At 64.3% G+C, this 13,094-nt stretch carries 13 protein-coding genes and 3 pseudogenes; 14 read left to right on the top strand and 2 right to left on the bottom strand.

Annotated elements, in window-relative coordinates:
- From C8P66_RS22830 to C8P66_RS22775, 11 genes and pseudogenes are all read left to right on the top strand, one after another.
- A partial coding sequence (locus C8P66_RS22830; protein ID WP_146423039.1) for a transposase occupies window positions 1-144 on the top strand: 144 nt, incomplete at its 5' end.
- Between the two features lie 139 nt (window positions 145-283).
- Window positions 284-394, top strand: a pseudogene (locus C8P66_RS24610) (hypothetical protein); the annotation flags it as partial.
- A 37-nt stretch (window positions 395-431) separates the two neighbouring features.
- Window positions 432-913, top strand: a pseudogene (locus tag C8P66_RS22820) (transposase); the annotation flags it as partial.
- A gap of 375 nt (window positions 914-1,288) precedes the next feature.
- Complete coding sequence (locus C8P66_RS22815; protein WP_158537361.1) at window positions 1,289-1,975, top strand: alginate O-acetyltransferase AlgX-related protein; 687 nt, start codon at window positions 1,289-1,291, stop codon at window positions 1,973-1,975.
- An 87-nt stretch (window positions 1,976-2,062) separates the two neighbouring features.
- Entirely contained in the window at window positions 2,063-2,314 is a 252-nt protein-coding gene (locus tag C8P66_RS22810) for a hypothetical protein (RefSeq protein ID WP_146423038.1), read from the top strand.
- A 232-nt stretch (window positions 2,315-2,546) separates the two neighbouring features.
- Window positions 2,547-3,626 (top strand): FAD-dependent oxidoreductase, encoded by a 1,080-nt coding sequence (locus C8P66_RS22805; RefSeq protein WP_111400590.1) that lies wholly within the window; start codon window positions 2,547-2,549, stop codon window positions 3,624-3,626.
- Window positions 3,627-3,655: 29 nt separating this feature from the next.
- Window positions 3,656-5,689 carry a hypothetical protein gene (locus C8P66_RS22800; protein ID WP_111400589.1) on the top strand — a complete coding sequence of 678 codons (2,034 nt, stop codon included), beginning with the start codon at window positions 3,656-3,658 and terminating at the stop codon, window positions 5,687-5,689.
- A complete protein-coding gene (locus C8P66_RS22795) occupies window positions 5,686-6,468 on the top strand; it encodes a Rossmann-fold NAD(P)-binding domain-containing protein (protein WP_211314253.1) in 783 nt (260 codons plus the stop codon). The genes C8P66_RS22800 and C8P66_RS22795 overlap by 4 nt, the downstream gene beginning before the upstream one ends.
- Window positions 6,469-6,510: 42 nt before the next feature.
- Entirely contained in the window at window positions 6,511-7,248 is a 738-nt protein-coding gene (locus C8P66_RS23965) for a TIM barrel protein (RefSeq protein WP_111400587.1), read from the top strand.
- Between the two features lie 53 nt (window positions 7,249-7,301).
- Window positions 7,302-8,945 (top strand): hypothetical protein, encoded by a 1,644-nt coding sequence (locus tag C8P66_RS23690; RefSeq protein WP_146423037.1) that lies wholly within the window; start codon window positions 7,302-7,304, stop codon window positions 8,943-8,945.
- Between the two features lie 114 nt (window positions 8,946-9,059).
- Window positions 9,060-10,123 (top strand): IS630 family transposase gene (locus C8P66_RS22775; RefSeq protein WP_211314254.1). Its coding sequence is split into 2 segments (ribosomal slippage): window positions 9,060-9,602 and window positions 9,605-10,123, totalling 1,062 coding nucleotides; the frame shifts between segments, so codons are not numbered across the junction.
- A 16-nt stretch (window positions 10,124-10,139) separates the two neighbouring features.
- Here C8P66_RS22775 and C8P66_RS22770 read toward each other — a convergent pair.
- Window positions 10,140-11,054 carry an FkbM family methyltransferase gene (locus C8P66_RS22770; RefSeq protein WP_111400583.1) on the bottom strand — a complete coding sequence of 305 codons (915 nt, stop codon included), beginning with the start codon at window positions 11,052-11,054 and terminating at the stop codon, window positions 10,140-10,142.
- Window positions 11,055-11,058: 4 nt separating this feature from the next.
- The gene (locus C8P66_RS22765) at window positions 11,059-11,304 is read right to left on the bottom strand and encodes a hypothetical protein (protein ID WP_111400582.1); all 246 of its coding nucleotides are present in this window, start codon (window positions 11,302-11,304) and stop codon (window positions 11,059-11,061) included.
- Between the two features lie 216 nt (window positions 11,305-11,520).
- Here C8P66_RS22765 and C8P66_RS22760 point away from each other — a divergent pair, with 216 nt between their 5' ends.
- From C8P66_RS22760 to C8P66_RS22755, 3 genes and pseudogenes are all read left to right on the top strand, one after another.
- Window positions 11,521-12,366 carry an IS701 family transposase gene (locus C8P66_RS22760; RefSeq protein WP_456303655.1) on the top strand — a complete coding sequence of 282 codons (846 nt, stop codon included), beginning with the start codon at window positions 11,521-11,523 and terminating at the stop codon, window positions 12,364-12,366.
- A complete protein-coding gene (locus C8P66_RS24875) occupies window positions 12,359-12,727 on the top strand; it encodes a hypothetical protein (protein ID WP_456303654.1) in 369 nt (122 codons plus the stop codon). Before C8P66_RS22760 ends, C8P66_RS24875 begins: the two co-directional genes overlap by 8 nt.
- A gap of 227 nt (window positions 12,728-12,954) precedes the next feature.
- A pseudogene (locus tag C8P66_RS22755) lies at window positions 12,955-13,094 on the top strand (IS5/IS1182 family transposase); the annotation flags it as partial.

Genomic DNA, 13,094 nt, shown 5'->3' with positions numbered 1-13,094 from the left:
CATCTCTACGCCCAGCGCCACCTGATCGAATGCTGCTTCAGCAAGCTCAAACAGTTTCGCCGCGTGGCAACCCGCTACGAGAAAACCGCCAGGAATTACCTCAGCGTCGTTATCCTCGCCGCAACCATCCTTTGGCTGAGATAAGTGTCCACACCACCTAGCCCGCCTTATTCACCGCGGGCTGCAAAACCGGCTGGCGGATGTAGCGTAAGCGGCTGATTATATTTACGGAATTGGGTGCCGAGACCAAGCCGTAGCCCAATCGGAGCGCGCCACACCCGCCATGGACGACGATATGACCGAGCCGTTCGGCTTTCCAGCGGTCGTCCGCAAGAAGCTGACGGTGGCTTTCGACGGCGGACGGCTGACCTCGGATGGCGGCGTGCTGCTGCTCGCTGCCGCCGAGCGCCGCCTCGGCATCTGCGACCGGCTTGCGGCCCTCATCGCCGACCCGCTACCGCGCCCGGTCGTGGTCGCGGGAGCGCCGTGTGGTGGCCCGGATCGAGGCCACCACCAAGGGCCTCGACATCCGCTTTGTGGTGACCAGTTCCGCCCAGGGCAGCGCCGAATGGGTCTACGACAGCCTCTACTGCGCGCGTGGCCAGGCCGAGAACCTGATCAAGCTGCACAAGACCCAACTGGCATCCGACCGCACCTCGTGCCGCTGGCCAACCAGTGCCGCCTCGTCCTGCACACCGCCGCCTACTGGCTGATGCTGAGCTTGCGCGAGCGCATCCCGAAGCCGCACCCGCTGGCCAGCGCCGAGTTCAGCACGATCCGGCTGAACCTGCTGAAGATCGCAGGCCGCGTCATCGAGACCGCCAGCCGCGTCCGCATCGCCTTCGCCGCTGCCTGCCCCAACGCCGCGCTGTTCCGCGGCATCGCGCGCAGCTTTCACCCAGCCGGGCCATGACCGGCGGGGCCAATGCCCCGCCCACATCACACGACATCAACCCCCAACGCCGCACACCACGAAGCCGACCCACCCGAACCGCCGGGCAATATCGCTCGCCCGACACCTCGTCCGACCCATCGGCGATGTTGTCGACCACCTCGATGAATAGGAGGGGCTAGGGGGACAGGTTATTGGCTTTCCTAAGCAAGCACAATATAGGGGCGTAGCCGCAGCGGCGCATGCGGTTCGCGGCTGATTTGCGCCCAAAAAGAGCAGCGAGGGTCCCCCGATGCGTCGGGCTAGTGGCGTGGGCCTGCCTCCCGCCGTCATTGGCGCAAGGCTGCGCTCTAAATCCATTACCGCCAGAATCGAGGTTTGAGCATGGCCATAGATATGAGCGCCTGGCATACAGAGAGCGAAGTCCTGATCGGTGCGGATCAGGAACTGTATCTCGCCGGCGGCAACCATGGCGTGCTTCGCTTCGCGACCGGCGAGGTCGTCATCCGCGATGATTCCATTGCTAACATGCAGGCCAACCTACAGGGCCGGCGCGAAGCCGCGGCTAGGGGCGGCTTCGCCTTCGCGCACATGATCGCCCCCGAGAAATACCGGGTCGTGACCGACGCCTTCCCGCTTGCCAGCACCGGCAGCCTCGCACGGCAATACGCGGATGGTGGCTGCGTCGGCGTGATCGACCCGGTCGCGGAGATGCGCGCCGAGACCGAGGGGCGCACCTATTACCGCACGGACACGCATTGGGCGCCGCACGGCAAGATCATCGCGGCCCGACTGGTCGCCCTTGCCGGCGAACGCGATCCCGCGGATGTCGCTGCGGCCGAGCAGGCAATGCGCAACTGCCTAGCCCCGGCCCCGCAGGCGTTTTGCGGCGACCTCGGGCGCAAGCTCGATCCCAAGCAAGACGAACCGACCGTTATCATTCGCGTGCCGCACGCCATTCGCACCTTCGAAAACGGGCTGCCGCATGATTACCAGCGGCCGGTCAATGACGGCCGGCTAGTCCTAACCGAAAGCGACGCACCGACCGCGCGCGGCACGCTGCTGATCTTCGGTGACAGTTAGCTGCAGAACTCGCTATCGGCCCTGTCCTTCTTCTTCCAGCGCATCCTGTTCTGCCGCACCCGCTGGTTCCACGAGGAGATGGTGGTCATGGCGCGGCCAGATGTCGTCGTGACGCAGCAGGCCGAGCGCTACCTCAGCTACGTATCGCCCGACACCGGCGCGCCGCCCTTCCTGCTGATGGCGCAGATGCTGGGCCGCACGCCGTCGCCCTCGCAGGCCGAAGCGCTGGCGCTCGCTCGCGCCTTGTCGGGTGAGCGCGAACTGGACCTGCGACCGTTTGCGCGCTTGCTGCCGCCTTCGCCCCCCGCCCCCACGCAACTTACGAGGGGCGTCGGCTGAGTTACACATCACAAAAATTGGAGTGCGCCTTCCGGTTTGCATCGGGAGCTCCGCCGTTCGCGACATTGATCAAACGGTGTTAACAGGCCACACTGGGAGGCGTCGAGATTGGGTAGGACGCGGTGTATTATTGTTGCGCTTGCAGGCAGCAGATTCAGAGCGACTTGGCCGCGGTTCACGGCACGAAGCACGCTCTTTCCCATCTACCTCGACGCATCTTCAGGAGGCATATATGCGATTCGCGATCGTGGGAGCCGGCTGGTACGGCTGCCACCTGGCAATGGCGCTCGATGCTTTGGGCATGGAGGTGCAGGTGTTCGAGCAACACAGCCGGCCATTCCACGAGGCATCGGGCAACAACCAGTTCCGGCTGCATCAGGGGTTCCACTATCCGCGGCACCATGGCACGCGGATGCAGTCGCGCGATGGCTTCCTGCGTTTCGTCGAACGCTACCCGAGCCTGTCCGGCCCGATCCGCCATAATATTTACGCTGTGCCGACCTATGACAGTTCGATGGATTTTTCGACTTATCGCCTGATCATGACGGCAACAGGCGTTGAATTTTCCGAACTCGGCACCTCACCCGTGACGCTTCAGCATGTCTCAGGCACGCTGGCGACTCAGGAGCGCGTGCTAATGATGAGCCGAGCGCGGGACTATTTCCAGCGCAAGCTCGGCACACGACTGGTGCTTAGCCATCGTGTCGGGCGCGTCGAGGAGACGGCCGGGCACGTCATGGTGGACGGCAAGATTTTTGATTTCATGATCGATGCGACCTGGGGCCACCTCACGCAGCCGGCGATCGAGGTCTTCTACGAGCCGACGATGTTGCTCTACTACGAAGGCCCAGTGGACTTCCCGGCGATCACGCTGGTCGATGGCCCGCTTTGTTCCGTCTATCCGACCGAGGATCCGCAGATCTACACGCTCTCCTCCGTCGCGCACACGCCGCTTGGACAGTATGCGACATCGGGCGAGGCGCGTGCGCGCCTGGCGGAGGTGAATGGCGCGATGGTTCAGGCCAAGGTCCAGGAGATGGAAGCGCAGATCAGCCACTACTTTCCCGCCTTCCGCGACGTCTTCAGCTTCGTGGGACCGCAGCTCGCCATCAAGACGAAGCCGGTCGGCAACCATGACGACCGCTCATGTTCCATCGCGCGCCACGGCCGCATCTTCACCGTAATGTCCGGCAAGGTGGACACCATTTTCACCGCGACCGAGCGTGTCCTATCTTTGCTGGAGATGACGGTGTCCGCCAGCGGGGAGACAGAGACCACGCTGCGCGATGACATCGTCACGATTGTCGCCTGAGATCCGGCGACCTTGAGGAGTTCCAAGGTATGAGCGGCATGACGACCTATGACTGGCTTCAGCTTGCTGAGGTGCCGCGCAGATTCGTGATCCGCGCGCCTGGCGGTAACGTTACCCTGACGATGCCGGGCGGGTCGGACGTCGTGATGGGTCAGTTCGCGCCCTGGGAAGCCGGAGTGCTGGCGGTGGACGACTGGTTCCTGATCCAGGTAAAAAATCCGACGGGATCGCATGCAGTTTGGCTGGCGGACGCTGCGGGCTGTGTCCAGACCTACAATGTCATGGCACTGCGCCACCATTCCGCCTCCGCGGCAGATCAGGCGCTGGCGGATCGCATCGCGGACAAGCTGCGGTCCTTCATCGTCGCAATCTTCACCAACAATGATTTCGCGTTCGGCCGGCCATGGCAGATCCTGCGACTGCTCGGTGAACGGACGGTCAGAAGCCTGGCGCGGATCATGCCGAAGCATGGCCTGATCCGGCAGCACGTCGATGTCACGGACCTTGCGGCGACACCGATCCCGGTCAGTGCAACCACCACCCTGGATGCTGCCGCCGCGGCGCGCGCGCTGGATGTGGATTGGGCGTCCCACGTCATCGACGCCGTGGAAAGGGGGGCGTTGCGCTGGCCGGCCATCAGCCAGCCTGGCGATGTGGACGACGTCGTCTCGATCCCCATCCATAATCGGTTCATTGTGCTGCGCTGTACCGAAAGGAAGCAGAACCTGGTCTGGTATGTCCTGGTATCCCTGGCGAACGGCAAGCAGATGAAGTCTTTGGGGCTGTTTTTTCCGACGACAGGCGCCCTGGTCACCCGCGACTATCAGAACATGCGGCAAGACGCCCGCAGCGACCTGGAATTTTTCCTCGGCCAATTGTTTCGGCGCTTCTGGGACACAGCGCGGGCGCTAGCGGCGACGCAGAACGCGGCCAAGGTCGGGTTCGCGCTGATTTTGCGCCCGCCTGAAAAAGCGCACCTCGGTCATTACATATGTAACGACATGTCCATCGTCGATCGTCTGGTGCACGAGGTGTCCGATCAAGCGCCTGCACTTAAGCGCGTCTATGTGCTCGGAAGTTCCCAGGGCCTGGAGTTTTACGGGCCGTTGGAGAACATCTTTCCCGAACTTGAGGGCCGGATCGACCGTGCCCACGCGACGATAGTCGATGCCGGGGCGGATGCATTGGCAAACCGGCTTCAGCCCTTGGTGGTGCAGGAAAACTTCGTGACCAACCGGGTGCGACAGCGCCTCCTGCAGGCTGCCAATCTCGACCCCAACGTCTCGTTCATCAAGAAAATGGAGCGCGATGTTTATGCCGGCGGCAAGCATGTCGATGAGTTGCTGCCGAAACGGTTCATCGTGCTGGGTCTTCGCTTGCAAGACAGGACGCTGCCGGACCTCACGGCGTTCTACTGCTTGCTGATGGAGCGCCTGCTGGCGGTGGACCCGGATCTGGGCTTTGTGATCGACGGGCTGAACACCCCGGGGGGGGGACGTCGGGGCGAGGCGTTCCGCAGTTTCACCGCGTCCGACCCGGCCCGGCTGCTGCTGACGCGGGAGGACGAAGCGGTCGAACGTATCCGCCGGCACTTCGAATCCCGGAACGTTCGCATCGTCGATTGCGTCGGCTCTTCGATGTGCGTGAACCTGTTCTGGATCGCCCGTGCCTGCATGTTCGTGGCGCCGCATGGCGGCGGGCTCGCGAAATACCGTTGGGCCGCCAACCTGCCCGGCTATGTCCTGACCTCGGCGATCAACCTGCGCCACTCGGGCAATCTGCGGATCTACGACGGCGTGAATATCCAGGAGGATCCGGCCGCCATCGCGTTCACCGAAACCGACGAGGTGAAGGATCTGTTCAGTGCGGGGATGACATACGATCATTCGGGTCGCAGCATCGAGCCGTGGCCGGGCGGCTTCAGCAGCGTCAACTTCGAAATTGATCGAGAACGAGTGCTCATGAAGATCATCGCCTTTTTCGACGCAATCCAGAAAGATGGCGGGACCAGTTGGGCCGCTGCCGCCTTGCCATGCCTGACCGATGCGGAGCCCGTGGCGTGAACGCGCTGATCGGCCATACCGGCTTCGTAGACTCGAACCTCGCCGTCACCGGGGCATTCGATGCATTGTTCAATTCCCGCAACATCGGCGACATCCGCAGCCGCAGCTTCGGCCGCGTCGTCTGCGCCGGCGTGTCGGCCAAGAAGTGGCTCGCCAACAAGGAGCCTGAGGCGGACCGGGCAGCCATCCGCGCGCTGACCGACCAGCTCGCGACGGTGCGCGCCGAACGTTTCGTGCTGATCTCGACTGTGGATGTCTACGCGAACTCGGCCGGCGCCGATGAGGCGGTGATACCGGGGCGCGCCGGTCTGCACCCCTATGGGCTGCACCGTCTCGAACTCGAGGATTTCGTCACCGCCCGGTTTCCCGGCGCCCTCGTGCTGCGGCTGCCGGCGCTGTTCGGGCCGGGCCTGCGAAAGAACGTGCTGTATGACCTGCTGCACGACAACATGCTCGAAGCGATCAACCCCGCCGCCGCCTTCCAGTGGTATCCGGTGCCGCGCCTGGCCGGCGACATCGACAAAGCGGAAGCGGCGGGGCTGCGCCTGGCGCATCTGGCGACCGAGCCATTGCCGACGCGGGAGATCCTGGAGCGCTTTTTCCCTGACAAGCACGTCGGCGCGGCAGCCGCCGCACCGCTCTACGACCTGCGCACCAGCCAGGCCGAGGTACTCGGCGGGCGCGGCGGCTATGTGCTGGATCGCGCGCAGGTGCTCGACGAGATCGGCCGGTTCGTGGCTGCCGAGCGCAGCCAGGACACTGCCATGGCCACACCATGACCGCCAGCGGATTGGCGGTTTCCAACCTCGCCTGGCCAGCCGATGCACTGGAGGAGGCCCTGGCGCTCCTGGCGCTTGGTGGCGCGCGGGGTGTGGAGGTGGCGCCGACCCGCATCAATGCCTGGGATGCCTTGGAGGCGTCGGATTTGCGCGACTACCGGGCCCGGCTGGTGGCGCACGGGCTCCACGCCTCCTCGCTGCAAGCGATTTTCTTCGGCGTCCCCCAGGCTCAGCTATTGGGTGATGCCGCGGGCTTCGACGCCATGGCGGCGCATTTTGGCCGTATCGGTATGGCGGCGCAGGCCTTGGACGTTTCGGTGGCCTGCCGCAGCACTGGACCTGGCCGCGGAGCGGTTGCGCCGTCTGGCGCCCCTTGCCGCCGACGTCGGGCTGGTATTGGCCATGGAACCGGTGCCCGACGCCTATGGGTCCGACTTCCTTCTGACGTGGCAGGAGGCGCTGGCACTGGTGCGGCAGGTGGATCACCCAGCGGTGCGGCTGCATCTCGACACGGCCTGCGTGGCGCTCGGCGGCGGAGACATTGCGCAAGCGGTGGCGGAGGGTGCGAAGGAACTCACGCATTTCCATGCGGCACAGCCCAAGCTTACGGATTTCTCGGCGCCGATCGAGGGTCATGTTCGCGCGGGCGAGATGCTTGTACAGGTAAATTATCAGGGATGGGTGGCGATCGAGATGTTGGAGCAGACGGATTGGCGGTCGGCACTTCGGGGCGCAGTCGCCGTCGTGTCTGACGCATATTCCGGGGTTGCGGCTCGATGATACCCCGTTATGCCGTCGTCTGTGGTCTCCTGCGCTTCCCGCTTGAAACGGCGTTGACGCTGCAGAAGTTGTTTCGGCTTCGGGCTGATGGATTGTTGGACGGCATCGTTCTCTCGACCTGGACACCGGAGGTCGAACGGGAAGTCGAGTTTGTCACATGGGCGCGTGTCAGAGACGTCATCGTCGTGCATAGCCATGAGCATGCGGACCGTGGCCCGACCATGCTTTATACCCAGGCCCGCGCCGTGTGGCTGGGGTTGCAGGCGGTGCCGGAACGCGCGGATGTGTTAAAACTCCGTACTGACAAGACGGAGGACAAGATCAACAATTTTATCCCCCTGCTTGCCGAGGGCACGGCTGGGGCGGTTTTTGAACCAGGTCCCCATGCCGCCTATAGCCGAAAAGTCGCTGTGCTGTGGCCACAATTCGGACGGCCCTTCTATTTTGGAGACCAGGCTCACTACTCCACGCGCAAGGATGCAGCCGCCGCACTCAACTTTGACGCCCGCTTCCATTTGACAATGGAAGGCTTGAATCCAGAAACAAAATGGTGGATTCGGCCGATATGCGAGCGGTTCCGTTTCTGGCGCGAGTATTTTCACAACGTTAATCAAATGTACGCGCCGGATTTTATTCGCGCCGCCTTGGCAATGCCGGGGGCGCCAGCTGTTCCCACCGTGATCTATGACACCATCGCAGCCACGCTGCGTGGTATGGCGGATGGGTTTCTGTTCACGGTTCGCAATCCCCTGGTGGGTGATGCAGGCTCCCAGCGCTTCCGGTACAGCGCGCTTTTCGAAAAACCCCTCCTTTCGAACCCCTTCTCATATGAGGGGGTCGCGGCGGGACGAAAGACCGTGTCGCTGCGGGATGCGGCAAGTTTGCCAACCCTCGTCGCGGGCGATGTTGACCCTTGCCCCGTGGCTGAGGGCGTGAAAGCAGCCCTGTCTCGGCAGGAGCAAGGTCCCCCGCCCGGCTTCGATGCCGAAGGCTTCCGCGAATGGGTCGACGCCTGTGAAAACGTCCCGCGCGCCGGCCCAATTTACAACCGCCCGTTCATTGTGATGCCGGAACTCAACGGCGGCGGTGAAGAAGACGATCGTTTCATGGTCAATCTTGTGGGCCGCGCGGCGGGCGGCGCCTCCGAAGAGGCCGGCCGTGACTTGCTTGTGCGTCTTAAGGCTCAGCTGGCGCCTCAGGTGCCCGTGTCCCGCGCCTTGTTCCGCGCAGCCCTTGATCTTGAGCGGTCGGGTGGCCCCCCGGAGGTGGTCAATGCTGCGATCGCCATGGCAGCGCAGCAGAAGATAAATGAAGCCGCCGTCGAATTCGCGATCCGAGCCGTCGAACGCGCGCTGCATGTGGATGCGGAGCTGGCGGAACGGCTGCTGCAGCAGACCTGCAGCCGCGGCATAGCACCCGCACTCGTTCTCAGAGCGTTGCTCGGCGCCCGCCGCACCGGCGGCGGTTCGCGAGCCGTGGAGGAGGACATGACTGCCGCGCGTGCGCTTGAGTCGCTGGACGCCGCGTTTCTGGATGCAGCACAAGCGGGCCAAAGCGTCCGGACCGACACGGAGGGCCTTGAGGCGTTTGCGCGGGACAGAGGGGCCGCGCCCGCCTATATCCTCGACTTCAGACGGCGGATGGCCAGGCTCATCTCCGCCGGCGCGTTGGGAACGGAAAGCATACCGTCCCGCTGAGGCACGCCGCCCGCGGCGATGGTTCATACCAACTCCCGTGGCCCCTGACGCACAATGGGGATTCCCCGACGCGGGGCTGATGTGATTCAAGCCGGTGATCCTCGGAGGCTCACCATGCCACCCCCCATTGCCCTTCGTGTCGACTTCAACGCCGCCGAACTTCGCCGCCTGGCGCGGCGTAGCAAGGACGCGGCCCAGGCCCGCCGCCTGCTGGCTCTTGCGGCGATCTATGACGGCGGCACGCGGTCGGAGGCGGCGCTGATCAGCAACGTCACCCTGCAAATCGTCAGGGACTGGGTGGTGCGGTTCAACGCCGAAGGGCCGGCGGGGCTGATCGACCGCCGCGCGCCGGGCCCGACGCCGCTGTTGACCGACACACACCGCCAGGCGCTGGCAGCCCAGATCGACCGCGGGCCGATCCCTGCGATCCACGATGTGGTGCGCTGGCGGCTGTGCGATCTCGGCCAATGGCTGTGGGACACGTTCCGCGTTTCGGTCTCGATGCAGACGCTGAGCCGGGAACTACGCGCCTTGGGCTATCGCAAGCTCTCGGCCCGGCCGAAGCATCACGCCCAGGCGATCGGCGCCATCGAGACATTTAAAAAAACTTCCCCGCCACGCTGGCGGGCATCGCGCGCGAGCAGGACATCAGCCTCGACGCGGTAGAAATCTGCTTCGCCGACGAGGCCCGCATCGGCCAGAAGAACAGCATCACCCGCCGATGGGCGCGGCGTGGGACCAGGCCCTCTGCGCCGCAGGACCAGCGCTATGCTTCGACCTACATCTTCGGCGCTGTCTGCCCGCGCGAGGGGTCTGGCGCTGCCCTGGTCCTGCCCTTCTGCAACACCGCGGTGATGAACCTGCATCTGGCCGAGATCAGCACCAACGTCACGGCGGGCAAGCACGCCGTGCTGCTGCTCGATCAGGCCGGCTGGCACCTCTCCGGCGATGTCGAAGTGCCGGACAACATCTCCCTACTGCCGTTGCCGCCGAAATGTCCGGAACTGAACGTGATGGAGAACGTCTGGCAGTTCATGCGCGACAACTGGCTTTCCAACCGGGTCTTCCAGAACCATGACGACATCGTCGCTCACTGCTGCCACCACTGGAACCGCCTCATCGATCAGCCATGGCGCATCATGTCCATCGGTCTGCGCGATTGGGCTCATCGGTTCTGATCAATGGGAGTTGGTATCAATCCAGCCGGGTTGCGAAGACGCAGCTCGACGACGCCTGATGCGCATGGCGCAGCGGGCGGAAGCTGTGCTGCCGTTCCGACCAGGCGGTCCGGCCGACATGGAAGGCGAAGCCCTGCTCAGCCAAGGCGTTCAGCACCGGCAGCAGCGTGCCCCCCGCGGGCTCGCGTGCGGCCATGTGGCATTCGACGAAGATGAAGCGGCAACGCCGCAGCAGATTGCTCGCCTCCGGTAGCGCTTCCGCCTCCGCGCCCTCGATGTCCACCTTCAGCAGATCGATCTCCGGCTCCGCTTCCAGGATGGCCGAGAGCGGGACGACACCGACCCGAATACCGCTCCCGCCCATGTCAGTCCCGCCCAGGCGGCCGGCCATTGAAGCATCGGATCTTGTCTGGAACATGTCCTGACGGACGCTGCCGCCCACCGCGGCCTGGTGCAGTTGCACATCGGAAAAGGCGCTGCGCCCGACATTGACCTCCAGGCAGGCGAACATGGCGGGGTTCGGTTCGAAGGCGATGATGCGGGCGGTCGGGTGGCGGCGCTTCACGAAATAGGTTGCAAGACCGATATTCGCTCCGCAATCGATGAAGACCGGCACAGCCGGCAATGGCGGTGGGATGAAATACTCCTCCCGCACCATGATCTCATCCAGCATGACGCGCAGGCTGCGGCGATCGTGGAAGCGCCAGCGTCGGTTGAAGACCAGGTCATGGCCCTCGCACACGGCGTCGAGCGTGACCTCCCAGGCGTCCCAGTCCTGCGCCAGCATCGCTTCGCGCAACCGATCGACCAGATCGCCCTGCAAGGCTTCCGGAATGAAAAGGTCGAGCGCCTGGACGATACGGGCGAACTCCGCCGCCCGCGGCGCCTGGCTCAGGCTCTGCTCCGCCAGGAACTCGCGCAGTTCAGACATCCCGTTACAGCTCATTCTCGATGCGCGTGCGCGGAATGGTTTCGGCAGCGAGCGATTGGCGGGAGACGACCTGAAGCTTGATGCCCTTGCCGTTCAGCCAGCCCTGCCAATCGGCCGAGACGGCGGCGCAGTCGGCCACTTCCTCGGGGATGATCCGCGGGCGGTTGTAAACCACGCCACGGTCATGAAGGAATCGGTTGCGCTCGGCGATGTCTTCGATGTCGCGCGATTCGCGGATGAACCGCACCACCTCGGGCGAGGCGTGTCGTAGAAATGCGGCATCTGCGGCGAATTATGAACCCCGACATCCCAGCCGAGGGTGACGACGGAATCCACCTTGAAGTGCTCCGCCAGATAGAACCCGACCTCATACAACACGCCTGGTCCCCAGGGCCGGTCTAGCATTACAGTTGCGTATTCCTGCGTCTTCTGAATCACTGGGCAACCATGATTCGGGAGGTCATGGATGTCTGGCGCATCGATCGAGACGACGCTGGAGCTTTGGGCGACCTCGCTGCGTGACATCAAGGCGCGGATGCGGCCCTTGTTCACGCAAGGTCGGGTAGCAGCCTCGGCGGGCCTGTTCCTGGACGGGCTGCTGGGCGATGAGCGGCGCAAAACCGGATGGATGCGCGCGGAGGCTGCGGGCGATCCTGGCCCGTGGCGTCAGCAGGCCATCCTGGGCCGTGGCCGTTGGGATGCGGACGCCTTGCGCGACCTCGTGCGGGACTATGTCGTCAAGAAGCTGGCGGCGGATGATGCTGTTCTGGTCATCGATGAGACCGGATTTCTCAAGCAGGGCCGCGCATCTTGTGGCGTGGGGCGGCAATACACCGGCTCGGCGGGCAAGATCACCAATTGCCAGATCGGCGTGTTCGCGGCCCTTGTCTCGCGGCACGGCCACGCCTTCATCGACCGTGCGCTGTATCTGCCCAAGGCCTGGACCGACGACAAGGCGCGGATGGCGGCGGCCCATGTGCCGCAGGCCACGGGTTTCGCGACCAAACCCGGACTTGCCGTCAGCATGATCAAACGCGCGGTTGCGGCAAAGGTGCCCTTCGCCCGGGGCTCGCGGCCGACAGCGTCTACGGCGTCGGCGATGTGGAGATGGCTCTGCGCCGCGCGGGCAAGGGCTACGTGCTGGGCGTCAATGCCAACCACCAGTTTCGATCCTGGCTGGACAAGCCGCCGGTTGCCGGCACGGCGGCACAGATCGCGGGCTCTGTCGATCCGTCAGGATGGCAGCGGCTGTCGGCGGGTGACGGCACGAAGGGCGCCTGTGAGCACGACTGGGTTTATCGGGGTTGGCTGATCTCGACGCCGACGAATACGATGTCGCAGACGCAGGCCTGTGGACGCGCGGCCTGCTGATCCGCCGCAACATCGCCGATCAGGAGCTGGCGTTCTTCTCGACCTGGTGCCCGGCTGGCACCGGCATCGCGACCTTGGTCAAGGTCGAGGGCTGCCGCTGGGCCATCGAGGACAGCTTTGAGGCCGCGAAGAACGAGTTGGGGCTCGACCACAACGAAACCCGCTCCTGGCATGGCTGGCATCGCCACGTCTCGCTCGTCATGCTGGCCTTTGCGATGATGGCTGCCATTCGGCATCGCGCGAACGCCGCGACGCCCCCAAAAACACACCGAAGGATGAGGACGCTGTCGCGCCTGCGCTGATCCGCTGGTCGGTCCAGGAGATTCGACGCATCGCCGTCAGGCTGGCGCAGCGAAGCATGCGACCTGCCCACATCATTGCGTGGTCGCTATGGCGAAGGGCGCATCAAGCCGTGGCACACACTTCCCACTTCAAGGTAAAAAGGCAACTGTAATGCTAGATGGTGTGGACTCTAGGGATTCCCGAAAGGTGCGGAGCGTGATTCAAGGCTGCCTTTGGGGAGGCGGCCTTGGGCGTGTTGGACAGATTGGTGTTGAGCGAGGCGGCTTGGGAACGGATGGCGCCGCTGATCATCGGCCGGCCGGATCAGAAGGGCTCGACGGGGCGCGACAACCGCATGTTTGTCGAAGGCGTGCTGTGGATCGTGCG

The organism is Humitalea rosea (genome assembly GCF_003253705.1).
GTDB classification, from domain to species: domain Bacteria; phylum Pseudomonadota; class Alphaproteobacteria; order Acetobacterales; family Acetobacteraceae; genus Humitalea; species Humitalea rosea.
The sequence above is the reverse complement of the archived record's forward strand: the minus strand, read 5'-3'. Positions and strand labels throughout refer to the sequence as shown.

What these genes read in the sequence shown, in the direction of transcription:
- C8P66_RS22800 (WP_111400589.1), top strand. Translation starts at nt 3,656, where the DNA reads ATGAGCGGCATGACGACCTATGACTGGCTTCAGCTTGCTGAGGTGCCG.
- C8P66_RS22805 (WP_111400590.1), top strand. Translation starts at nt 2,547, where the DNA reads ATGCGATTCGCGATCGTGGGAGCCGGCTGGTACGGCTGCCACCTGGCA.
- C8P66_RS22810 (WP_146423038.1), top strand. Translation starts at nt 2,063, where the DNA reads ATGGCGCGGCCAGATGTCGTCGTGACGCAGCAGGCCGAGCGCTACCTC.
- C8P66_RS22815 (WP_158537361.1), top strand. Translation starts at nt 1,289, where the DNA reads ATGAGCGCCTGGCATACAGAGAGCGAAGTCCTGATCGGTGCGGATCAG.
- C8P66_RS23965 (WP_111400587.1), top strand. Translation starts at nt 6,511, where the DNA reads ATGCACTGGAGGAGGCCCTGGCGCTCCTGGCGCTTGGTGGCGCGCGGG.
- C8P66_RS22770 (WP_111400583.1), bottom strand. Translation starts at nt 11,054, where the DNA reads ATGTCTGAACTGCGCGAGTTCCTGGCGGAGCAGAGCCTGAGCCAGGCG.
- C8P66_RS22760 (WP_456303655.1), top strand. Translation starts at nt 11,521, where the DNA reads ATGTCTGGCGCATCGATCGAGACGACGCTGGAGCTTTGGGCGACCTCG.